Below are 21,994 nucleotides of genomic sequence, written 5' to 3'. Positions count from 1 at the left end.
TTAGTAGACACGGGCTGATTGATGTTGTTTTAGCGTTTCTCCCAGTATGTGAAGTGCCTGATCCAGCTCTTCATAGGTGACCGTTAAAGGTGGTAATAGTCGGATGACATGAGTACCTGCCGGAAGCGTCAACAATCCATTGTTCCGCAGCTCATCGATGATTTCTTTTACTTCCATATCCAATTGGATGCCGATCATAAAGCCGATCCCTTTTACCTCTTTTACGCTCTGACATTCCTGTAGTTTATTCTTCAGCTCCTGCATAAAGTACTTGGATTTCCTTTGTACTTCTTGCAAGAACACTTCATCAACAATCGTTTCAAGAGTGGCTTTCGCTGCAGCCATCGCTAATGGATTGCCTCCGAATGTCGAACCGTGAGTTCCTGGCAAAAAGGAGGAAACAAGATCTTTTTTACCCATCATCGCACCTACAGGAAAACCGCTTCCTAATCCTTTAGCCGTCGTAACGATATCCGGTTGCAGGGAATAATGCTGATAAGCAAATGGAGCTCCCGTACGCCCGATCCCTGTTTGGACTTCATCGATAATGAGTAAAGCATCCATCTCCTTGCACAACCTTTCTACTGCGTGTAAAAAGGAATGAGTACCAGGGTTGACCCCACCTTCCCCTTGAATGACTTCCACCATGATGGCCGCAACGTCATTTCCTTCCACTTCCGAAAGAGCCTGTTCGTCGTTATAAGGAAGATAGTCAAAGGTTGGAACCAATGGACCGAATCCGCTATGAACCTTCTCCTGCCCCGTTGCACTCATGGTCGCAAAGGTCCGGCCATGAAACGATTGCTTGAAGGTCAGGATCTTCGTTTTCCCCGTATGCTTTTTGGCTAACTTAATCGCCGCTTCGTTCGCTTCAGCTCCACTATTACAGAAGAAGACTGAATCCAATCCGCTGGCGGAAGCAAGGAGTGAAGCTGCATCTTCCTGCAGCGTAATCGGAAACAGGTTGGATACATGCCAAAGTTTATCCAATTGTTTTTCCAGAGCCTCTTTAACAACATAAGGAGAGTGACCTAAATTACAAACCGCTATACCTGAAATGAAATCCAAATAGGATTGCCCGTTTTGATCTTGAACAACCGTGCCGTTTCCTGAAACCAATTCAATATCCAACCGATTATAAGTAGGAAATAAATGACTCATACCGCCCCGACTCCTCCTCCTTCTGTTATACGTGTACCCAGCATTTCTCCATCTTGAATGATCGTGTCCTGACACCCGACGATCATGACTTCTTTAATGTTAAGCTGCAGAACCGATAGGGCTGCCTGCACCTTCGGGATCATTCCGCCGTGGATGATTCCGGTTTCTATATAATGAAGGATCTCTTCCTTTGTTACACGTGAAACAATTTCCCCTTCTTTTAATATTCCGGGAACGTCTGTGACAAAGACCAGCTTCTCTGCTTGCATGGCTTCTGCTATGGCTGATGCAGCCAGGTCTGCATTCACATTCAGCTTCTCCCCATTGTTTGTAGTGGCAAGAGGAGCGATAACAGGCACGTAGTTCAGCGAAAGCAGATTGTTTAATAAGGTAAGGTTTACCTTTTCAATTTTGCCAACATAACCTAGAGATCCTTCATCCAGGAGGCTGGCCTTTAACAAATGGGCATCGTACCCGCTTAATCCGATTGCTTTTACCCCTGCCAGATTGAGTTGATGGGTTAACTCGCTATTCACCTTGCCCTTTAACACTTGTTCAACGACTCCAAAAACCTTCTTTGTGGTTTTTCGCTGTCCATTGATGAAGGTGGATTCGATGGCCAGCTTGTTCAGCATCGCCGTAATCTCAGGGCCACCACCGTGAACAAGTACTACATGGTAGTGCTTCTGAAGATCTTTTATACTTTCATAGAAAAGGGATGAGAGCTTAGATAGGACACTTCCTCCCAGTTTGATTGCAATCACTGGCTTATGTTCGATAACTTGCATTGATTTTGACGTAATCATACGTAAGATCGCACCCCCAGGCTTTTCCTTTTCCATCTCCACCATGCAACCCGACAGATATGATCACATGTTCCGCTTGCATATCCTGACTTACACTCTCTTCATTGAATGGCTGGGGAGTACCATTTGAAAACACGAGAGTTTCTCCAATATAAATGTCACATTGATGGGGATCGATCGTCACCTCACTGTGTCCCATGGCACCGACGATTCTTCCCCAGTTTGGATCCCCGCCAAAGAGTGCCGTTTTGACCAAATTGGAACCAACGATTTTTTTGGCTAAAATATTGGCGTCATGATTGGAGTGAGCCCCTTTAACGTTCACTTCTACGAGCTTGGTTGCTCCTTCACCGTCCCTGGCAATTTGTTTGGCCAGATCTTGACATACGTGAATGAACCCCTCTTGAAAGTGATGCCAATCAGGATGACTTTCATGTAACGTGTCGTGCTCTACCATCCCGTTTGCCATTGCAATGACCATGTCATTCGTAGATGTTTCGCCATCTACAGTGATTTGATTAAAGGATTGATCGATCGCTGTCTTAAGTGCTTTTTGCAGGAGGGTGGATGAAATCGATGCATCCGTTGTAATGAAGCCAAGCATCGTCGCCATATTCGGATGAATCATACCAGATCCCTTCGCACATCCTCCGATTGTGACTGTTTCTCCATCTATTTTCACGCTATAGCATGAAGTCTTTTCGATAAGGTCCGTCGTTAGGATGGCCTGTTGAAAAGACTCTGCACTCTGCTCTGTCGAAGCAACCTCGATTTCGTTGCAGCCCTTTTCAATCTTCTCCATAGGAAGCCACTCACCAATGACTCCTGTCGAAGCAACGGCTACGTACTCTTCCGGAATTTGAAATCGTTTGGCCGTCCACTCCCTCGTTTGATAAGCATCTTTTAATCCTTGTTCACCCGTACAGGCATTTGCGATCGCACTGTTCACCACAACCGCCTGGAGAGTGTGAGATTTCAAGATGCTTTCCTGTGTGACCTTTAGGGGAGCAGCTTGAAAGTGACTTTGCGTATAAACCGCTCCGACTTGTGCAGGCTTCTCACTGTAAATGACCCCGAAGTCTTTCTTTGCGTAACGAAGACCTGTGTGCATACCCCCTGCCTTGTACCCGAGAGGTGAAAGAATCGTTCCTCCAGGAATGTGTTGAACAGCCTTTTCTTTTACTAGTTTCATTGATTCTCCTCCTCTTATGGATAAATTGGAAAGTGATAGAGTCCAATTGTTTCGTCTAAACCGAGCATCAGATTCATGTTTTGAACCGCTTGGCCGGCGGCTCCTTTTAGCAAGTTATCGATCACAGAAACAATCGTCACCCGATTCGTCCGTGGATCTGCTTTTATCGCGATATCGCAGAAATTGGTGCCGAACACTTCTTTTGTACTTGGGAACTGGCCCACAGGACGGACCCTGATGAAGGCATGCTTCTCGTAATAGTCTTGGTAGATGTTGTGCAACTGCTCAGTGGTGTATGTGCTTTTTAATTCTGTATACATCGTAGCCATAATCCCACGGGTCATGGGAATAAGGTGAGTCGTAAAGGTAATGGGTCCCGCTTCGCTGTTCCACTCCTTCAATTGCTGTTCAATTTCAGGGGTGTGCTGGTGTTGATGAACCTTATAGATTCGTAGATTTTCCTGTGTCTCTGAAAAGTGACTGGATTGAGTCGCTTTTCTCCCCGCTCCCGATAATCCCGTTTTAGCATCGATAATGATGGAATGGGGTTCTACTAGCTCATGATGGAAAAGCGGAGCCAATCCTAGAAGGGTGGCTGTCGGAAAGCAGCCTGGGTTCGCGATCAGTTCCGCCTCTTGTATGGATTGTCTATTGCATTCTGTGAGACCATACACTGCTTTCTGTAAAATATCTGTAGATGCTGATTCACCTTTGTACCACTCTTCGTACTCTTGAGGATTCTTCAAGCGCAAGTCCCCTGAAAGATCGATCACTTTCGCCTTTTCACCGATGAGCTTCTGAGATAATTCCTTCGATACACCAGAAGGAACTGCCAAAAAGACGAAATCAAGCTGCCTCATTTCCTCGATTCTGATAGGATTCACTACTTCATGTGACAGATCAAAGAGGTGTGGATATTGCTCTGCATAAGGTGTACCATCCAAAGAAGATGAATACAAAATACAATTCTCTACATTCGGGTGATTCGATAACAACCTATGCAACTCCACTCCACCATAACCCGTACTACCAACAATACCAACATTCATAACTATTCACCACACAGATTAAATTTAAATTAGCTCTAATTATATGTATGTATATTAATAAAATCAATAGTATATTTATAAATAATTTCTATAAAGTTTAACTATCCACAAATTCACTTCGATAGTACTAGATTGCGGATCGCCTAAAAAAGGTCCGTCCCTCGGGGATTAGCAACCCCCGAGGGACGGACCTTCATTATATTTTTATTCAACTGGATTTTTTAGAATTGAGCAGCCTCTGTCGACCCTTTAAGGGCTGTTGTAGAGGATGTTCCACCTGATATCACCATCGATACTTCGTCAAAGTAGCCTGTACCTACTTCACGCTGATGTCTCGTAGCTGAATAGCCATGCTTCTCGCTGGCAAATTCCGCTTCTTGAAGCTGGGAATATGCAGCCATTCCACGCTCTTTGTATCCTCTCGCAAGCTCGAACATGCTGTGGTTCAGTGCATGGAAACCTGCAAGCGTTACGAACTGGAATTTATAGCCCATTTTCCCAAGCTCTTTTTGGAACTTAGCGATCGTTTCATCGTCCAGTTTCTTCTTCCAGTTAAAGGATGGTGAGCAGTTATACGCCAATAATTTCCCTGGATACTCAGCATGAATCGCCTCAGCAAATTGGCGGGCTTCCTCAAGACTCGGTTCCGATGTTTCACACCACACAAGATCTGCATAAGGAGCATAAGCCAAGCCTCTTGCAATCGCCTGATCAAGGCCTGCCCTTGTACGGAAGAACCCTTCAGGAGTACGTTCCCCTGTAATGAACTGCGCATCATACGGGTCCACATCGCTCGTGATTAAATCTGCGGCATTCGCATCTGTACGGGCTACGATTAATGTTGGTACTCCCATAACATCCGCTGCCAGACGTGCTGAAATTAAATTCTTCACGGACGTTTGAGTAGGCAGTAATACTTTGCCTCCCAAGTGTCCGCACTTCTTCTCAGAAGAAAGCTGATCCTCAAAGTGGACAGCTGAAGCCCCTGCTTCGATCATACCCTTCATGAGTTCGAATACATTAAGCTGTCCTCCAAAGCCTGCTTCTGCATCGGCTACAATCGGGACAAACCAATCGATCGATTCATCACCTTCAACATAGTGAACCTGATCAGCACGCTGTAAGGCTTGATTGATTCTCTTTACGACGGATGGTACAGAGTTCGCAGGATACAAACTTTGATCGGGATACATCTGCCCGGCAAGGTTCGCATCCGCCGCTACCTGCCACCCGCTTAAGTAGATCGCTTTCAGACCGGCTCTCACTTGTTGGACAGCCTGATTTCCAGTCAAGGCACCAAGGGCATTGATATAATCTTCTTTGTGAAGCAGATTCCACAGCTTCTCAGATCCGTGTCGGGCAAGGGTATGCTCAATATCAATTGATCCTCTTAAACGAATAACATCCTCAGCCGAATAAGGTCGGGATACCCCCTTCCATCTTTGATCCATTTCCCAATTCTCTTGCAGTACGTTTACACGTTCGTTATTTGCTTTTACCATTGATAATCTCTCCCTTTTGTTTGTTTATTGGTTTTGAATTTCTATTTAACCGACATGCAGTTAGTTTGTGAGGTCCGTCCCTCTAATCACTGCAGCGGTAATTCATTAAAGTATTTAGACTTGTGTATTCAACCTTTTTCGCTTTGTTGATGCTTTTTACAGGTCCGTCCCTCTAAAGGATTCGGTAGCCAGGGATGGTGAGAAAGTCTGTGAATTGGTCGTTCTGGATGAGTTGGTCGAATAGTTGGACGGCTTCTGAGAACCGGCGCTCTTTGTACAGTTGTTCTCCCATTTGGCTTTTGAGTTTGGTTAGTTCTTCTTGCTTTAGTCGTTCGTAGAGATCGATGGTGATGTTTCGGCCGTCGTCAAGAACTCCTTTGGGATGACGGATCCATTGCCATAGCTGAGCCCGGGAAATTTCAGCCGTTGCCACGTCTTCCATTAAGTTGTGGATCGGTGCTGCTCCTTGGCCGCTCAGCCAGGAAGATATATACTGAATTCCGACGTTAATATTTAAGCGGACACCTTCTTCTGTTATCGTCCCTTGAGGAACTTCAAGAAGCTCCTGCTCAGACACGTTGAGATCTTCTAATGTTTTCTCTGCAATTTGATTATCATGTTTCATTTCCTGATTGAAAACGTCCATGGCAACAGGTACGAGACCAGGATGAGCTACCCATGTGCCATCATGACCATCCCGCGCTTCTCTTTCTTTATCTGCTCTCACCTTGTTAAACGCTTCTTCGTTTTTAACAGGATCGTTTTTAACAGGGATCTGAGCTGCCATTCCTCCAATTGCTGGTGCACCTCTCCTGTGACAAGTCTTAATCGTGAGCAAAGAATACGATCTCATGAATGGTGCAGTCATCGTCACCGTTGAACGGTCAGGCAGGATCACATCTTTTTGTTCCCTAAGTTTTTTAATATAGCTGAAAATATAATCCCATCTTCCACAGTTCAACCCTGCCGAATGCTCCTTTAATTCATAAAGGATTTCATCCATTTCAAATGCCGCTGTGATGGTTTCAATCAGGACCGTTGCTTTGATCGTTCCTTGAGGAATCCCGATATATTCCTGGGCAAATATAAACACGTCATTCCAAAAGCGCGCTTCCAGGTGACTTTCTAATTTAGGTAAGTAAAAATAAGGGCCTTTATTCGTTGAGGTTAAATGAGTTGCATTATGAAAAAAGAATAATCCAAAGTCGACAAGGCTTGCTGATATTGATTCCCCATTCAGTTCGATATGTTTTTCTTCCAGATGTAATCCTCTGGGCCGAACAATTAATACGGCGTGTTCTTCTTTTAATTCATAACGCTTCCCATTCGGATTCGTGAAGTCTATTGTTTGATGTACTACATCTCTGAGGTTGATTTGTCCTTCTATGAGGTTCGTCCATGTAGGTGAAGTGGCATCTTCAAAACATGCCATAAAACATTTTGCACCAGAGTTCAATGCGTTGATAACCATTTTACGGTCAACAGGTCCAGTGATCTCCACCCTTCTATCTTGTAAAGCTTGAGGGATCGGACTCACTTTCCATTCACTTTGTCGAATCGATTCTGTTTCAGGTAAGAAGCGAGGAAGCTCTCCTCCATTGATCCTTTCCTGCTGTTTCTCTCTGTTGTGTAACAGCTCTCTCCGCTTTGCTCCGAATCGGCGCTCCAGTTGTTCTAAAAACTGCAGTGCTTTTTGGGATAAAATTTCATCAAAGCCTGGCTGAAGTTCACCAGTTACCTTGATACCAACCATTTTAGTAGACATTGAACACCATCACTCCTTAGCAGTATTAAACAAATCCTTATTGTTATAATACAGATTATTTATCATGTTTGTATTATATAACAGAGTATTTAAATTTGGAACAACTTTCTGAAAATTTTCTTTCGACAAATTTCGCATCACCATCAAGGAGGACATGTATCACAAATTTCCTTCTAATGTAAAAAAGAAAACATAACAAAAAAGAGGTCCGTCCCTCAGCCACTGTTAAGTGACGAGGGACGGACCTCTTATCGATATTGAAATTATTTTACGATGTCTTTGGCAACAGCTTCGTCGAATTCTGCTTGGATTTCAGCACTTGGTTGTGGTCCAACCTTACTGAAGATCACGATTGCCAGCATAGCAAGGAAGAATCCTGGAACAATTTCATACAGTTCGAATGGAATAACTCCAGCTACAGTCAGCTGTTTCCAAACGACGACTGTTACAGCACCAGTGATCATACCAGCCAATGCACCGTTTCGTGTCATACCTTTCCAGTATAGAGACAACAGGACGATCGGTCCGAATGCGGCACCAAATCCACCCCATGCGTAACTTACCAGATCGAGAATCTTCGTACCTCCGCCATTCGCAGGGTTCCCTTGAATAGCAAGCATGATCGCGATGAATGCGATGAGAAGCACTCCGGCACGACCTACCCATACAAGTTCGTTGTCAGAAGCGTTCTTACGGATGATCGCTTTATAGAAATCCTCCGCTAACGCACTGGATGAAACGAGTAATTGGGAATCGATTGTACTCATGATAGCAGATAGAATCGCTGCTAACAGAATTCCGGATACCCATGGATTAAATAAGACATCTGTGAAGAAGATAAATACTTTCTCAGAATTATCAACATCACCTGTGATCAACGGCATATCAGCGAAATAGGCGATACCGGAGAAACCAACCAGTACAGCACCAATCATTGATAATGTCATCCAGCTCATACCAATCCAGCGTGCCTTTGGTACATCTTTGGTGGATTTAAGTGCCATAAAGCGGGTGATGATATGCGGCTGACCGAAGTAACCAAGTCCCCAAGCAAGGAGTGAAACGACTCCAATACCCGTCATCGTGTTCATTGTATCAAGATTTGCCGCGTCAACAGAACGAACAGCATCAACTGTAGCATTCCATCCACCCAGCTCTGTAATAGCAACGATTGGTGTAATGATTAGCGCAAGGAACATGAGAATACCTTGTACGAAGTCAGTCCAACTTACTGCTAAGAATCCTCCAAGGAATGTGTAAGAAATGATTACAGTGGCACCAATCCAAAGTGATTGATTGTAAGACATCCCAAACGTTTCCTGAAATAATAACGCTCCGCCTACAAGACCTGAAGATGTGTAGAAGGTAAAGAATACCAAAATGATAACTGCTGAAATGACACGAAGGAGACGGGAACCATCTCTGAAACGATTTTCAAAGAAGTCCGGAACCGTAATAGAATCGTTTGCAACCTCCGTGTAAGCACGTAGTCTTGAAGCGACGAATCTCCAGTTTAAATAAGCACCAATTACTAACCCAATACTTAACCAGATCGAACCTAAACCAATTGCATAAGCAAGGCCAGGAAGTCCCAGTAATAACCATGAACTCATATCTGAAGCACCAGCACTTAATGCTGCTACCCCCGGTCCTAAACTACGTCCTCCAAGAACGTAATCCGATAAATTACTTGTTAATTTGTAAGAAATAATACCGATTGCGAGCATTCCAACTAAATATACGATAAAGGTGACTAAAGTAGCTATATCCATTGTGTAGTTAGCATTCTCCTTTCAATAAATTTGTATTGCTTTTCGTTAGGTGCTTAATCTAACTTTCGAACCATGCTAAAAGACATCTCAAATTGTAAATCCAACAGTTCTTTACCCCATGCATACGGGTTGTAAACTTATTCACTCAATAATGTTTGAAAAAGTTTATTCTGCGAAGCGACGTTCCGTAACAAGTTCACAACGTTATTAATACTAACATACATTCACAACGTTAACAGACAGAATTTTCTAAATACATTTACCTATATGAATAATTATTCATATAAATTGCATATATTTTTATGAAAGCGCTTTTTTAGCTATATCTATTCATAAAAATTTATAAAATTAAGTTACTTTTTGTTCACAAATCTGTTTCAATTACTGGTTTTCACTAACGTTAGCATCATTATTTTGCAACAAATGATACATTCATATACATGAAGAGAACAGGGGGGAATAGAAAATTTTCTGGATGGGTTCTTGAAACGGGTATGCCGTTTATATCATTCCTCTGTAAAAGCCAAACAAAAAAGCCTGAGATATCCCAAGCTTTTTTACCGATTATACTTTGTTCTCTAATTCCTTCACTCTTTTTTCTAATTTCTTGTTTTGTTCAAGAAGGATCATGACGATCGAGAAAGCTCCTCCAGCTATAACAATTGCGATAATTTCCATTAGTCTTCCCCTTTCCTTGTTTTTTTGTTTTTAATCTATATTTGGATTACGGACATCCGTGACGTTTGGTTTCATTTTTTGAAAATATCGTGAATTTTATCGAACGTTCTACAGGATTCAACTTATTTTTTGGACATCTCTACAGTCCTATCCTAAAAAAAAAAGAACTAACCCATTAGATTAGTCCTTCTTCTCTTCTATTCGTAAATGTGCAAATACGTTTCTTTACTGCCAGGCTTTTTCACGATCAGGGCTTCCGGTCCATAGGATGATGACACGAGGAGTTCCACGTCCCATGTGTCTGGCGTCTTCTTGCTGACCATGTCGGAAAGATGCTGGGCAAATCCGATGGTTTCTGCTTTTCCTTGGAAGGACAGGGCTACCTCAAATTTCATATTGGACAGTTTCTGGTTCTGATAGAGCGCTTGTCCCGTCAGACCCGTGTAAACAGGAAAGTATTTTTCGATATCCGTTTTCAGCTCATTAAATACTTTGTAATCGTTTGGATGATTGTCCTGGGCTTCCGGAGAAGGGAATAAGTAGAATTCTTCATTAATTCCTTCCCAGTTTTGGATGCTGCTTTCGTTTGCTTCAATGGTTGTGTAGGCGAAGAAGTGACCAGGGACGACCTGTTCTTTTGGAGCCTGTTTATAAAGTGAGATCATGATCGGAACGTTTTGAAGTTCTTTTTTCTGACGAAGACGATTGAGGACTTCGTCGGCAATTCTCGCTCCTTGTTCCTTTAAGACTTCATTGCTAATGTTTTTTACTGTTCTAGTTCCAGATGAGAGATTGGTTTCGTACTGAACAGAATTCAATGATAGAGCGATGGCTACTCCACCCAGATGAACCTTGTTGTCTTCTTTTTTCATCAAGTAATTATGTTCAATCACATGGGCTAAGTAGATCGGTGTGTTCTCACCTTCCGACTGGACAGGATTCAGCCCCACATTCTCAGATTCTTGAAGTCCTTTTTCTTTCAGCTGTTCGCTTGTATACTTTCGTTGAAGCCAGCTATCAACTGTTTTCTTTGTAAGGAATTGTCCCTCTTTGAAAAAATATTCATCCGTTGAGAAACGATTTTGGGCTACTCTCAATAAGCCCGTTTCGATTTCATTGATATCATATCTTGATCCTAAATCATTGACGACGACTCCTCGGGTTTTACTCGTTTCATATGGAAGCATCGTCTTATAGTATTCCTTGGATATCTGGAAGCTTGGAATGATCGCTTTTTTTGCTTCGCTATCTTGATTTTCCTGAACGACCTGATCCTGCTTTTCAAATGTCGGAGCACAGCCCCCTAGTAACAATAGTGCGGAGAGAGCGACCGAAATCCCTTTTTTCATTACTCGTTACACCTCTTATCGGTTAAGTTCTTCCATCAGCTTGTCCTCATCCCATACTTCGATGTTCAATTCATTGGCTTTCGCAAGCTTTGATCCTGCTTCTTCCCCTGCGATGACAAGATCGGTTTTCTTACTGACACTGCCAGTGACTTTTCCACCGAGCATTTCTATCTTTTCTTTTGCTTCATTTCTGCTTAATCGCTCAATTTTCCCGGTTAATACAATGGTTTTCCCTGCAAAATAAGAGTCGACTTCATTTGCAGCTACCGGCTTCGGTCCTTTGTATTCAAGATTCACACCGGCATCCTTCAGTTCCTGGATCAGTTCTTTTACTTCATCATTTTCAAAATAGGACACAATGGCATCAGCCATTTTATCGCCGATTTCGTTTACATTGGTCAGCTCTTCTTTGCCCAGATTCATTAACTTATCCATTGATCCGAACTCTTGAACCAATGTTTTCGCCGCTTTTGCTCCAACATGACGGATTCCAAGTCCAAAGAGCAATTTCTCCAGAGAATTGGCTTTTGAGGTTTGAATGGCATCCAATAAGTTATCCGCGGATTTTTCACCCATGCGCTCCAGTTGAAGAAGTTGATCACGTTCTAATCGGTATAAGTCTGCCACATCTTCAATCAATTTCTCCCTGAATAACTGACTGATCACCTTTTCTCCCAGACCATCGATGTTCATGGCATTTCGGGATACAAAATGAATCAGACCTTCCCGGATCTGTGCTGGACATTTAGGGTTGATACAGCGAAGGGCTACTTCCCCTTCCAGTCGAACCAGCTCACTTTCGCATTCAGGACAATGAGTAGGCATATGAAATTCCTGTTCGTCACCCGTCCTCTTGTCTTCTAAAACGTTGACCACTTCAGGGATGATGTCACCGGCTTTTTTAATGACGACATGATCGCCGATTTTAATATCTTTTTCTCTAATAAGATCTTCATTATGAAGGGACGCACGTTGAACGGTTGTACCAGCGACACGTACAGGCGCAAGTATCGCCGTTGGTGTCACCACGCCGGTACGACCAACACTCAGTTCAATCTCTTTTAGAACGGTTACTACTTCTTCAGCAGGGAACTTGAAAGCAATTGCCCAACGTGGACTTTTCGCTGTCGTTCCGAGCTGCTCCTGCTGCTCCAGTGAATTGACTTTAATCACGATCCCGTCAATGTCATACGACAGATTCGGACGTTGATCGGTCCATTTGCCGACAAATTCAATGACTTCTTCAATTGTCGCACACTGCTTCCGTTCAGGATTCGTTTTAAATCCGAGGCTGTCTAATTTATCTAACCCTTCACCGTGAGAGTCAATCCCCGTATCTCCAATATCCGCTAATGCATATAAGAAGAGATCGAGATTTCGTGATGCTGCGATTTTAGGATCGAGCTGACGGAGGGAACCTGCAGCTGCATTGCGGGGGTTGGCAAAAGGCTCTTCCCCTTTTTCATCTTTGATTTTATTTAACGCTTCAAAGGAACCTTTAGGCATAAAGGCTTCCCCACGAACTTCAAAGGAAATCTTTTCAGAAATCTTCAAGGGAATGGAACGGATGGTCTTAAGGTTTGATGTAATATCTTCTCCTATCGATCCGTCTCCCCTTGTCGCCCCTTGAGCAAAGACACCATCTTCATAACGAAGGGAAACAGCCAACCCATCGATTTTCAGCTCACATACATAAGAAAAGTCATCTCCAACGGCTTGACGGACACGACGATCAAAGTCACGCAAATCCTCTTCATTGAAAGCATTCCCCAAGCTGAGCATCGGCGTTCGATGTTCGACTTTTTCAAAGGCATCCAATATCGCTCCACCGACACGCTGAGAAGGTGAATCGGATGTTTTCAAATCAGGAAATAGATCTTCCAAGTCGATGAGTTCTCTCAGTAGCTGATCATACTCAGAATCGGAAACAGATGGTTTATCAAGAACATGATATTCATAGTTATACTGATTTAATAATTCATGTAGTTCATTTATACGGTTTTCGGCTGATTGTCGATCCATTTCCACAACCCTTTCCTGCTAAAGTGTTCAGAATGATTGAGTTAAGCCGGGAGTGGACTTCCCTCCCGACTTTAGATTGTTACGCTTTTTCTATAGGTGCGAATTTGGCAAGAAGACGCTTGATTCCCATTGGACTCGGGAACGCGATATCAAGCTCTACACTGTCTCCCGACCCTTTCACACTGACAACCGTCCCTGTACCCCATTTCTTATGCTGGGCTTTGTCCCCTACTTGCCAGGCAACTGATTCTCCACCGGTAGTCGTTTGAACCGGGCGTGAAACGGGCTTACGCGGGGCAGGACGCGTTGGTGCTTTCGCCGCTGATTTCCCGAAAGGTGTGAAGGCACTCTTCTTCTCTGCCATCACGTCATCCAACAGTTCAGCTGGAATTTCCTGAATGAACCGGGACACAGGGTTCATCTTTGTCTGTCCGTAGAGTGTTCTCATTTGTGCATTTGTTAAATAGAGCTGTTCTTCTGCACGGGTGATCCCTACATAAGCCAGGCGGCGCTCTTCTTCCATCTCATCTTCTTCCATGAGGGAACGACTGTGTGGGAAAACCCCTTCCTCCATTCCCATCAGGAATACGATAGGGAACTCCAGACCTTTTGCAGCATGAAGAGTCATCAGAATAACCGAGTCTTTTGGCTGATCATCTTCATCAAGCTTATCGATATCCGCCACTAATGCCAGATCCGTTAAAAATGCGACAAGACTCTTGTCATCGTTGGACTGTTCGAAGCTTTTCGTTACAGACAGGAACTCGTCCAAGTTCTCCAAGCGGCTTTGGGACTCGATCGACTTTTCTGCTTTTAACATATCGATATAACCGGATTTCTCCAGTATTTCTTCTACAAGTTCTGTTACAGACAGATATTCCTGCATGCCTGTATAACCTTTCACCATTTCCTTGAATTCGATGACGGCTTTCGTGATTTTCGGACTTAGGCCGATAAAATCCGCTTCTTCCAAGGCACTGAACATGGAAATATCGTGATCCTGTGCATAACGGGCAATTTTATCTATTGAGGTTGCTCCTACGCCCCGCTTCGGAACGTTGATGACACGCATAAGACTGATGTCATCATCCGGATTAGAGATGAGTCTCAGGTAAGCCAAAATGTCCTTAATCTCTTTACGGTCATAGAACTTGATGCCGCCGACGATGGAGTATTCAATATTTGATTTTAAAAGAACTTCCTCCATCACACGGGACTGGGCGTTTGTTCGATAAAGGATGGCGAAATCGGAATATTTCTTCTTACCGCTTTCCGTCATTTCCTTGATTTTACCTGTCACAAATTGAGCTTCGGTCTGCTCGGTATCCGCTCTGAAATACGAGATCTTTTCACCGTCATGATTTTCCGTCCATAGATTCTTTGGTTTACGATTGGAGTTCTTTTGGATGACTTCATTCGCCGCCTGCAGGATTCTCTTCGTTGAACGATAGTTTTGTTCAAGGAAAATAACGGTTGCTCTTGGATAATCCTTTTCAAAGGAAAGGATATTGGCAATGTCCGCACCACGCCAGCGATAAATCGATTGATCGGAATCCCCGACTACACACAAGTTCTGAAAGCGGGAAGCCAGCAGTTTCACGAGCATATATTGAGCTCTGTTCGTATCCTGATACTCATCGACATGAATGTATTGGAACTTCCTTTGATAGAACTCCAGGACTTCCGGTACACGCTGAAACAGTTGAATCGTCGTCATGATGAGATCATCAAAATCCAACGCCTGATTCTTACGTAAACGCTTCTGATATTCTGTGTACACATCAGAGACAACTTGATCGTAATATCCCCCTACCTGTTTGGATAATTCTTCGGGAGTCGTCAGCTCATTCTTCGCAGAGCTGATGGATCCCAAAAGCGAACGGGGATCAAATTTTTTCGGATCAATATTCTTTTCTTTTAAAATCGCTTTGATCACCGACTGCTGATCGGTAGAATCAAGGATCGTAAAATTACGGTTCATCCCGATGCGATCAATATCACGGCGAAGGATTCTCACACACATACTATGGAAGGTTGAGATCCAAATGTTATCGGAAGCCCCGCCCAGAATGTTTTCAATACGATCCTTCATCTCTCTTGCTGCTTTATTTGTAAAGGTAATCGCTAAAATATTATAAGGATTGACTCCTTTTTCCACCATCAGATACGCAATTCGATGCGTCAATACTCTTGTCTTACCGGAGCCTGCCCCTGCCATGATCAGTAACGGCCCTTCTGTCGCCTTCACAGCTTCTGCCTGCTCCGGATTCATTCCATTCAACAATCGATCAGTCAAAAATTGCATACTCTCACACCACCATAACGAACGTACGTTCTATATTTGTATTTCTATTATATCCTATTTAGGGACGGACCTCCAGTTCAATCCTTATCCTTTAACTGCTTTTACCGTCTTTAACGCTTCTTTCAAATTGTCATAGACAGCATTTCCTACTACGACAACATCTGATACTGCAGCCATTTCCTTCGCCTGCTGGACGGTTCTAATGCCGCCACCGTAGAATAATGTTGTGTTTTCCAGTGAATCTCTTACCTCTTTCACCGTTTCAACATCCCCATATGTACCACTGTACTCCAGGTAAAAGATTGGCAGGTTGAACATTCTTTCTGCCATCATGGCATATGCTGCCGCGTCTTCACTTGAAATATCTGTATCGGCCTCCGTAACCTGTGCCGCCTTACAGTCTTTGTTTAATATACAATATCCTTCTACAAGGATTTCATCCCAATTCATGATTTCCCCATATTCCTTTACAGCCTGGTGATGCAATCCTGTCACCCAGTTCATGTTCGAACTGTTCATCACCATCGGAATGAAATATAAATCGAAGCCCGGAGTGATCGACTCCAAATTAGATACCTCCAGAATACAAGGAACAGTATATCGTCTCACTCGTGCCATCAAATCAAGAACCTTTTCAAGGGTTACACCGTCCGTTCCCCCTACAATAATGGCGTCTGTCCCCGATTCACATACAGATTCTAAATCTCCATCATCGATTGTCTTATTCGGATCTAGTTTAAATACATGGCTCCACTTTTGGACATCATACATGCTTTGTTCCTCCATTCATACATCCATCTCACGTATTATATCATTTGTGGGAAGGAGCCGCATCACCTCGTCTATTGTTAAACTTTGTATGAGTCGAGGGAGGAAGGCCGATGAAAACCCCACAAAAAAAACAAAGACCGCTCATCATGACGACAGCGGTCCCTTCTATTATTTTTCTTCCTGATGCACACGGTCCAATACCAGCTCGTAGGCATCATTTCCGTAGTTTAAGCAACGCTTCACACGGGAAATGGTGGCGGTGCTTGCACCTGTTTCGGTTTCAATCTTATGATAGGTTTTCCCATCCTGCAGCATACGAGCTACTTCAAGGCGCTGAGCAAGAGATTGAATTTCATTGATTGTGCAAAGATCATCGAAGAAACGATAACACTCTTCAAGATCTTGTAGAGATAGAACAGCATTGAATAACTGATCCAGCTCCTTGCCTCTTAGTTTATTTATTTGCATTAAAAAGACTCCTTTTTCCATCTATTCTTGATATGATACCGACCCCGCCAAGCCTGAAGAACTTGGAATGATGTTGATCCACGTAGATCCTTTTCGCAAACTGACAGGTTTATTATTTTCGAAAGGTAAGATTCTGCCATCTACATTCTTCCACTGAACTTCCCGGAGCTTTCCTTCTTGAATCAAGTACGCATGCCCGCCAGAGTCAAAATCAATGTTTCGTCTGCCAGCATCGTCGACTATTTTATGAGACGCTTCCACTATAAAGAGATTTTCTACTAAAACAGGGTCTTTGGAATCGTAATCAATGGTTTGTTCACCATTTGAGTAACGCTCGTATTTGCCCTCTTCTTCGTTGAAATCATACACTACGTTATACAGCGGATTATTGTTATATGATATCATGACAGATTGAGATCCTTCTCCGCTTACCGGACCTTTATCACTAAAGTTTAATGCTTCCGGTGGACGTTCCATATCAAAGTCGTTCTGCTCCGCTCCCTCTTCGATATGCTCAAAGGAGATATAGGAATTATGAGGAGCCTTACGGAAGCTTGCACGCTTGAACAGCGTTCCATCATATTTCATGCCGTTTAAATTGTCAATGAAGCCGCTAGTCAGCATTTCCTGTGCTTCCGGACTATATCCATGGGCAACATATAGACTATCATATCCATTGGCAAGCTCTACATAGTAATCTCTGGCACTTCGTACAGGACCGATTTCTTCAGGCTTTTGACTTTGATATATCGCCAGGAATCGAGTGACATCCCCTTCTGCCAGGACTTCATACACAATATCTGCTTTTGAAAGGCCTGATTGGGGACGCGCCTTCGGGTGATTGTTCACCATGACAGCAACCGCTCGCGCCGTGGATTCTTTCTCTTGTACCTCACCTGTTAACGGTGATTGGTTTTTCTCTTCCGTTTCTACGCCTGTCTCAACCGGAGTTGCAGCTTCTTTATCAGATTCTTTCTTTATCTCTTTATCTGAACTACATGCGACAAGTGTAAACGAGCTTAAAGCAATGATTAAAGCTCTTTTCAGCATGTTTTTTGACACCCCTATTTTATAGAAATCCTTTTCCCTATACTTTACTATTTTAACGCATTATCGTTGGAAAGAGTACCGTTTTCTTCATTACATCATAGATTCCCTTTTGTGTCATCCGTATATAAGGTAGATGAGTGGACTGAAGGAATAGCAGTGTATAAATGGGATCCGAGAAGCGATATCCTCTTTCTTTTAACAAGCCTTTAAGTATTTTTTCTTCCTCGATAAGGTCCGGCATCTCTTTATCAGAGAGCAGGCCGCTTAATGGAAGTGGTATTTCGTGAAGGACTTCACCCTTCTCCGTCAAAACAATTCCGCCTCCGATTTCCTTCATTCGTTTAAAGGCAGCAATCATATCTGACTTGTTCTTACCAATTAAGATGATGTCCCCCGTATTTGAATAGGAAGAAGCAAAGCCCATGACACCCGTTGAGAATCCTTTGATCATAGTGCTGATTCTCCATTTCCCCTTTCGATCCAGAAGCATGAGGAACGATTGATCATGATCAAGATCCAGCTCCTCCATAGATGGATTGATGGATATGGAATAAGGCTTGGTGATAACATCGTTCACCATTTCAATTCCAAAGGGCATGGAAAACTGGAGGTCATCATAGTCCACTTCCCAATTCAGGGATAAGGGTTTAAATCCGTTTGTCTCCCAATTTATTTCTGTAAAATCTTCTATTTGCTCTCCGTCTCTCTGTACCCACTCCCCTTTTGAGAGAACGGACTTCGGGGTTGGGTCATCAATTGACGAAAGGAAGTTAATATTTGCCACTCTGCCTGTAGCGATCATCCCATGCAAATGAGTGATGTGATAGTAATTGGCGACGTTGTAGCTAGCCATATTATATGCTTCGATTGGGGGTACGCCCTTATCAATCGCCATTTTTATCATGAAATCCAATACACCTTGTTCATAAAAGCCCGGTGTCGATCCGTCCGTTGTGAACAGTAGGGAATCATATGAATCGATGCCCTTTTCTTTTAACCCGTCTAAAAGGACAGGCAAATCCGGTCGGATGGAGGAGTGGCGCAATGTGACGGTCAGCCCTTGAATAAGCCGCTTATAGACATCTTCACCCGTCATGGCTTCATGATCACCATCAATCCCCAATAAGCGAAGCTTGGCTATGGTTTTGTCTGATGCTCCCGGCAGATGTCCTTCAACGATCTTGCCCATTCTTTTCGCTTCCTGCATCCAGTGGAGAATCAGATCATCTCCCTGAAGCAATCTCGGCCATGCGGTCAGTTCTCCTCCCTGAAGCACGGAGTCATGTTCCAGCCATGACTTCACTTCTCCATTTGAAAAGGTTACCTCTTCATTCTCCATCTCCGTTTGAGAATCGAATCTTGTCCACCAATACATCGTGACGGGCATTTTATTAAACTCTCCCAATAAAGAAAACGCTTTCTTTTTTTCCAATTGCAAAAACATCATCAGGTTATCATTCACGAATGTCGTTGTACCGGTTTGGGATGCATACTTGGAAAAAGATTGGGGATTATAAAGCTGAAACGGATGTACATGCGGTTCGATATATCCGGGAACGAGGTACTGTGAGTCACAGTCCACTATTTCGCATTTCTCAAGGTTATCCGGGAGCTGATCGCCTGTATAAACAATTCGATCACGGTAAACCCAAATGTGTCCCTGCACCCATTTCTTTAGAGTCGAGTGAAGGTACGTTGCATTCTTTAGAAGAATGCTCGGAGATATTTCTCCGTTCAGTACTTGTACATGTTCTCTTAGTTGTTTGTTCTTCCATCTGTAGCGCTGTTCCAATGTGAACACTCCTCTAGTGGAATGGTATTAGTTTAAGTTTCATTTTATGTTAACATATTTTACTATTTAACGCATTAACGGTTTACAACAATTATGTGAATTTTCTATTAAGGAGGAGTTTACAAATGAAAGTATCATCAAACATCGGGATTATCAATGCCCTTATCCGCATCACCGTTGGTTTCACAATTTTGGCCTGGAGTACATCAAAGCTTGCGAGACGTCCTTGGCGGGACTCTTATCTCGTGATGGCTGTGATCGGAGCCATGAAAGTAGGAGAAGGAATTCTTCGCTACTGCCCTGTTACAGCCCTATTTGAAAAAAACGCAGAGGGAAATGGCGAAAGCGGTGGATTTGGCGGGTTCAAAGCAAAGGATATGATGAACTTTAAAGACATGCTGAAATCCGACAAATCAACAGATCACAAAGATCACAACCAAACAAACGAACACAAACAAGACCCCCTGGACAATACCAAAAAAGAATCCAACTTCAATCCCGAAGAACTCACCAACAAAGAAGTCCAGGCAGCATTGAATGGTGACACAGGGACGGACCTTAATTCTTAGGGATATTGGAATTGTAAGGGGGCAGAACCCCCCTTCCGTTTCTCTATTTAAAGGCATTTTCACCTGATTTATATTCAGCTAAAAGCAAGAGTGCCGAGGTCCGTCCCTCAAATGGGTTAGACCTGGCACTCATGTTTAATACTTTTATAAATAAAGGAGTTGCTCATTTATGTTTTGGGAATATTTAACGGATATGTCTTATGTGTTGTTTTCCCTGATTGGCGGCATTATTGCCATTGCTTTTGTTTATGTTCGCAGAACTAGGAAGAGACGTGTTCGATAGCTTTCTTCCCGATATCTCTTCTGTAGAACAACCCATTCCAATCCACCTTACCTAATTCTTTATACACTTTAGCCTGCGCTTTTTCCACAGAAGCTGCAGAAGAAGCTACAAGTAACACTCTCCCACCATTTGAAACAAGGGCAGCTTCAGCATTCTGCTCGGTTCCAGCATGGTATATGAGGGTCTCTTCATCCATTGACTCTTCAAGATTCGGAAGGGCTATTCCTTTTGCATAATCACCTGGATAGCCATCAGCCGCTATTACAACTCCAAGAACAGCATCTTGAGACCATTCTAATTGCACAGGCTTCCCTTCAATCATGTTCTTCACAACAAGGCCAAAGTCAGAAGTCAAACGTGGCAGTACGACCTGGGTTTCAGGATCGCCAAATCGCGCATTGAACTCGATGACCTTTGGACCTTCACTTGTGAGCATCAGGCCTGCGTAAAGAATGCCGGTAAACGAGCGATTCTCCTTTACCATCGCTTGAGCCGTCGGATACAGAACAGTTGAAATCGATTCTTGCACGACATCATCCGAAATATGAGGTACCGGGGAATACGCCCCCATTCCGCCTGTATTCGGTCCCTGATCTCCATCGAAAGCACGCTTATGGTCCTGTGCAATCACCATCGGATAAACAGACTCACCATGTACAAACGCCATCAAAGAAAACTCTTCCCCAAACAGACACTCTTCCACTACCACTTTAGAAGAAGCATCACCAAACTTTTCATCAAGGAGCATTTCTTCTAATGCACTGATTGCTTCTTCTTCTGTTTCTGCAACCACGACGCCCTTGCCTGCAGCCAATCCATCCGCCTTCACGACAATCGGAGCGCCTACTTCTCTTACATATTCGATTGCTTTCTCAATACTTGTGAACACTTCATATTTAGCTGTTGGAATATTATACTTTTTCATTAATTCTTTAGAGAACGATTTGCTTCCTTCTATGATGGCCGCTTCTTTGGTCGGTCCAAATATGTGCAGGCCCTCTTTCTGGAAGCGATTTACGATACCATCCAATAATGGGTTTTCAGGACCTACAAAGGTATAAGCGATATGCTCTTTCTTGGCAAAAGCAATGAGATCATTCACATCGGATTCACTGTATGGAAGATTCGTCGCAACGCTTGCAATCCCTGCATTTCCCGGTGCACAGAACACTTCTGTCACACTTTCACTTCCCGCTAACTTCTTACAAATGGCATGCTCGCGACCACCGCGACCGATAACAAGTACTTTCATCTTGAAAAGCCCCCTTTTTAAGAAAACCTCTCCTACCTGAGTTGAAGATGAGGAGAGGTTGTATGTGGAATGGATCTATGGTTAGGCGGGGTTAGAGGATATGGAAGTGGGTATGAGCTTGGCTGAGGTCCGTCCCTCAGTCCACACTCTGACTAATCACCCAGTTCCCAACAAGTCGCTCCCCCATATGGTTTATACGGTAATTTCA

Annotated in this window: 17 protein-coding genes; 2 read left to right on the top strand and 15 right to left on the bottom strand. The window is 43.4% G+C overall.

Annotation, left to right across the window (positions count from 1 at the left end; genetic code table 11):
* The 14 genes from ACOSV2_RS10990 to ACOSV2_RS10925 form a co-directional block, all read right to left on the bottom strand.
* Positions 1-1,161: an acetylornithine transaminase gene (locus ACOSV2_RS10990; protein WP_428975126.1), complete on the bottom strand. Its 1,161-nt coding sequence runs from the start codon at positions 1,159-1,161 to the stop codon at positions 1-3.
* Positions 1,158-1,967 (bottom strand): acetylglutamate kinase, encoded by an 810-nt coding sequence (gene argB, locus ACOSV2_RS10985; protein ID WP_428975125.1) that lies wholly within the window; start codon positions 1,965-1,967, stop codon positions 1,158-1,160. Before argB ends, ACOSV2_RS10990 begins: the two co-directional genes overlap by 4 nt.
* Positions 1,930-3,159: a bifunctional ornithine acetyltransferase/N-acetylglutamate synthase gene (gene argJ, locus ACOSV2_RS10980; RefSeq protein WP_428975124.1), complete on the bottom strand. Its 1,230-nt coding sequence runs from the start codon at positions 3,157-3,159 to the stop codon at positions 1,930-1,932. Before argJ ends, argB begins: the two co-directional genes overlap by 38 nt.
* 14 nt (positions 3,160-3,173) lie before the next feature.
* Entirely contained in the window at positions 3,174-4,208 is a 1,035-nt protein-coding gene (gene argC / locus ACOSV2_RS10975; RefSeq protein ID WP_428975123.1) for an N-acetyl-gamma-glutamyl-phosphate reductase, read from the bottom strand.
* 221 nt (positions 4,209-4,429) lie between these two features.
* Positions 4,430-5,710 (bottom strand): isocitrate lyase, encoded by a 1,281-nt coding sequence (aceA, locus tag ACOSV2_RS10970; RefSeq protein WP_428975122.1) that lies wholly within the window; start codon positions 5,708-5,710, stop codon positions 4,430-4,432.
* Positions 5,711-5,882: 172 nt separating this feature from the next.
* Complete coding sequence (gene aceB / locus ACOSV2_RS10965; RefSeq protein WP_428975121.1) at positions 5,883-7,475, bottom strand: malate synthase A; 1,593 nt, start codon at positions 7,473-7,475, stop codon at positions 5,883-5,885.
* 263 nt (positions 7,476-7,738) lie between these two features.
* Positions 7,739-9,247 carry a sodium/proline symporter PutP gene (gene putP, locus ACOSV2_RS10960; protein WP_428975120.1) on the bottom strand — a complete coding sequence of 503 codons (1,509 nt, stop codon included), beginning with the start codon at positions 9,245-9,247 and terminating at the stop codon, positions 7,739-7,741.
* 875 nt (positions 9,248-10,122) lie between these two features.
* Positions 10,123-11,274 (bottom strand): CamS family sex pheromone protein, encoded by a 1,152-nt coding sequence (locus tag ACOSV2_RS10955; protein ID WP_428975119.1) that lies wholly within the window; start codon positions 11,272-11,274, stop codon positions 10,123-10,125.
* A 15-nt stretch (positions 11,275-11,289) separates the two neighbouring features.
* Positions 11,290-13,296, bottom strand: coding sequence for an NAD-dependent DNA ligase LigA (gene ligA, locus ACOSV2_RS10950; RefSeq protein WP_428975871.1), 2,007 nt, complete (start codon positions 13,294-13,296; stop codon positions 11,290-11,292).
* 79 nt (positions 13,297-13,375) lie between these two features.
* Complete coding sequence (pcrA, locus tag ACOSV2_RS10945) at positions 13,376-15,601, bottom strand: DNA helicase PcrA (protein WP_428975118.1); 2,226 nt, start codon at positions 15,599-15,601, stop codon at positions 13,376-13,378.
* An 84-nt stretch (positions 15,602-15,685) separates the two neighbouring features.
* Positions 15,686-16,372 carry a heptaprenylglyceryl phosphate synthase gene (locus tag ACOSV2_RS10940; protein WP_397553143.1) on the bottom strand — a complete coding sequence of 229 codons (687 nt, stop codon included), beginning with the start codon at positions 16,370-16,372 and terminating at the stop codon, positions 15,686-15,688.
* Between the two features lie 168 nt (positions 16,373-16,540).
* On the bottom strand, positions 16,541-16,840 hold the full coding sequence (locus ACOSV2_RS10935; protein WP_113968493.1) for a YerC/YecD family TrpR-related protein: 300 nt from the start codon (positions 16,838-16,840) through the stop codon (positions 16,541-16,543).
* A gap of 21 nt (positions 16,841-16,861) precedes the next feature.
* Positions 16,862-17,890 carry a DUF3048 domain-containing protein gene (locus tag ACOSV2_RS10930; protein ID WP_428975117.1) on the bottom strand — a complete coding sequence of 343 codons (1,029 nt, stop codon included), beginning with the start codon at positions 17,888-17,890 and terminating at the stop codon, positions 16,862-16,864.
* Between the two features lie 52 nt (positions 17,891-17,942).
* The gene (locus tag ACOSV2_RS10925; protein WP_428975116.1) at positions 17,943-19,682 is read right to left on the bottom strand and encodes an adenine deaminase C-terminal domain-containing protein; all 1,740 of its coding nucleotides are present in this window, start codon (positions 19,680-19,682) and stop codon (positions 17,943-17,945) included.
* Positions 19,683-19,807: 125 nt separating this feature from the next.
* Between ACOSV2_RS10925 and ACOSV2_RS10920 the strand changes: the two genes are divergently transcribed.
* Positions 19,808-20,251: a YgaP family membrane protein gene (locus ACOSV2_RS10920; RefSeq protein WP_428975115.1), complete on the top strand. Its 444-nt coding sequence runs from the start codon at positions 19,808-19,810 to the stop codon at positions 20,249-20,251.
* A 169-nt stretch (positions 20,252-20,420) separates the two neighbouring features.
* Positions 20,421-20,534: an EYxxD motif small membrane protein gene (locus ACOSV2_RS10915; RefSeq protein WP_324746437.1), complete on the top strand. Its 114-nt coding sequence runs from the start codon at positions 20,421-20,423 to the stop codon at positions 20,532-20,534.
* On the opposite strand, the gene purD is transcribed toward ACOSV2_RS10915, so the two are convergent.
* Positions 20,512-21,786 (bottom strand): phosphoribosylamine--glycine ligase, encoded by a 1,275-nt coding sequence (gene purD, locus ACOSV2_RS10910; protein ID WP_428975114.1) that lies wholly within the window; start codon positions 21,784-21,786, stop codon positions 20,512-20,514. The two genes, ACOSV2_RS10915 and purD, sit on opposite strands and share 23 nt — an antisense overlap.
* Between the last annotated feature and the right edge of the window lie 208 nt (positions 21,787-21,994).

It is taken from the genome of Rossellomorea sp. DUT-2, assembly GCF_052665285.1.
Note: the sequence above shows the minus strand (reverse complement) of the source record. Positions and strands in the feature narration are given on the sequence as shown.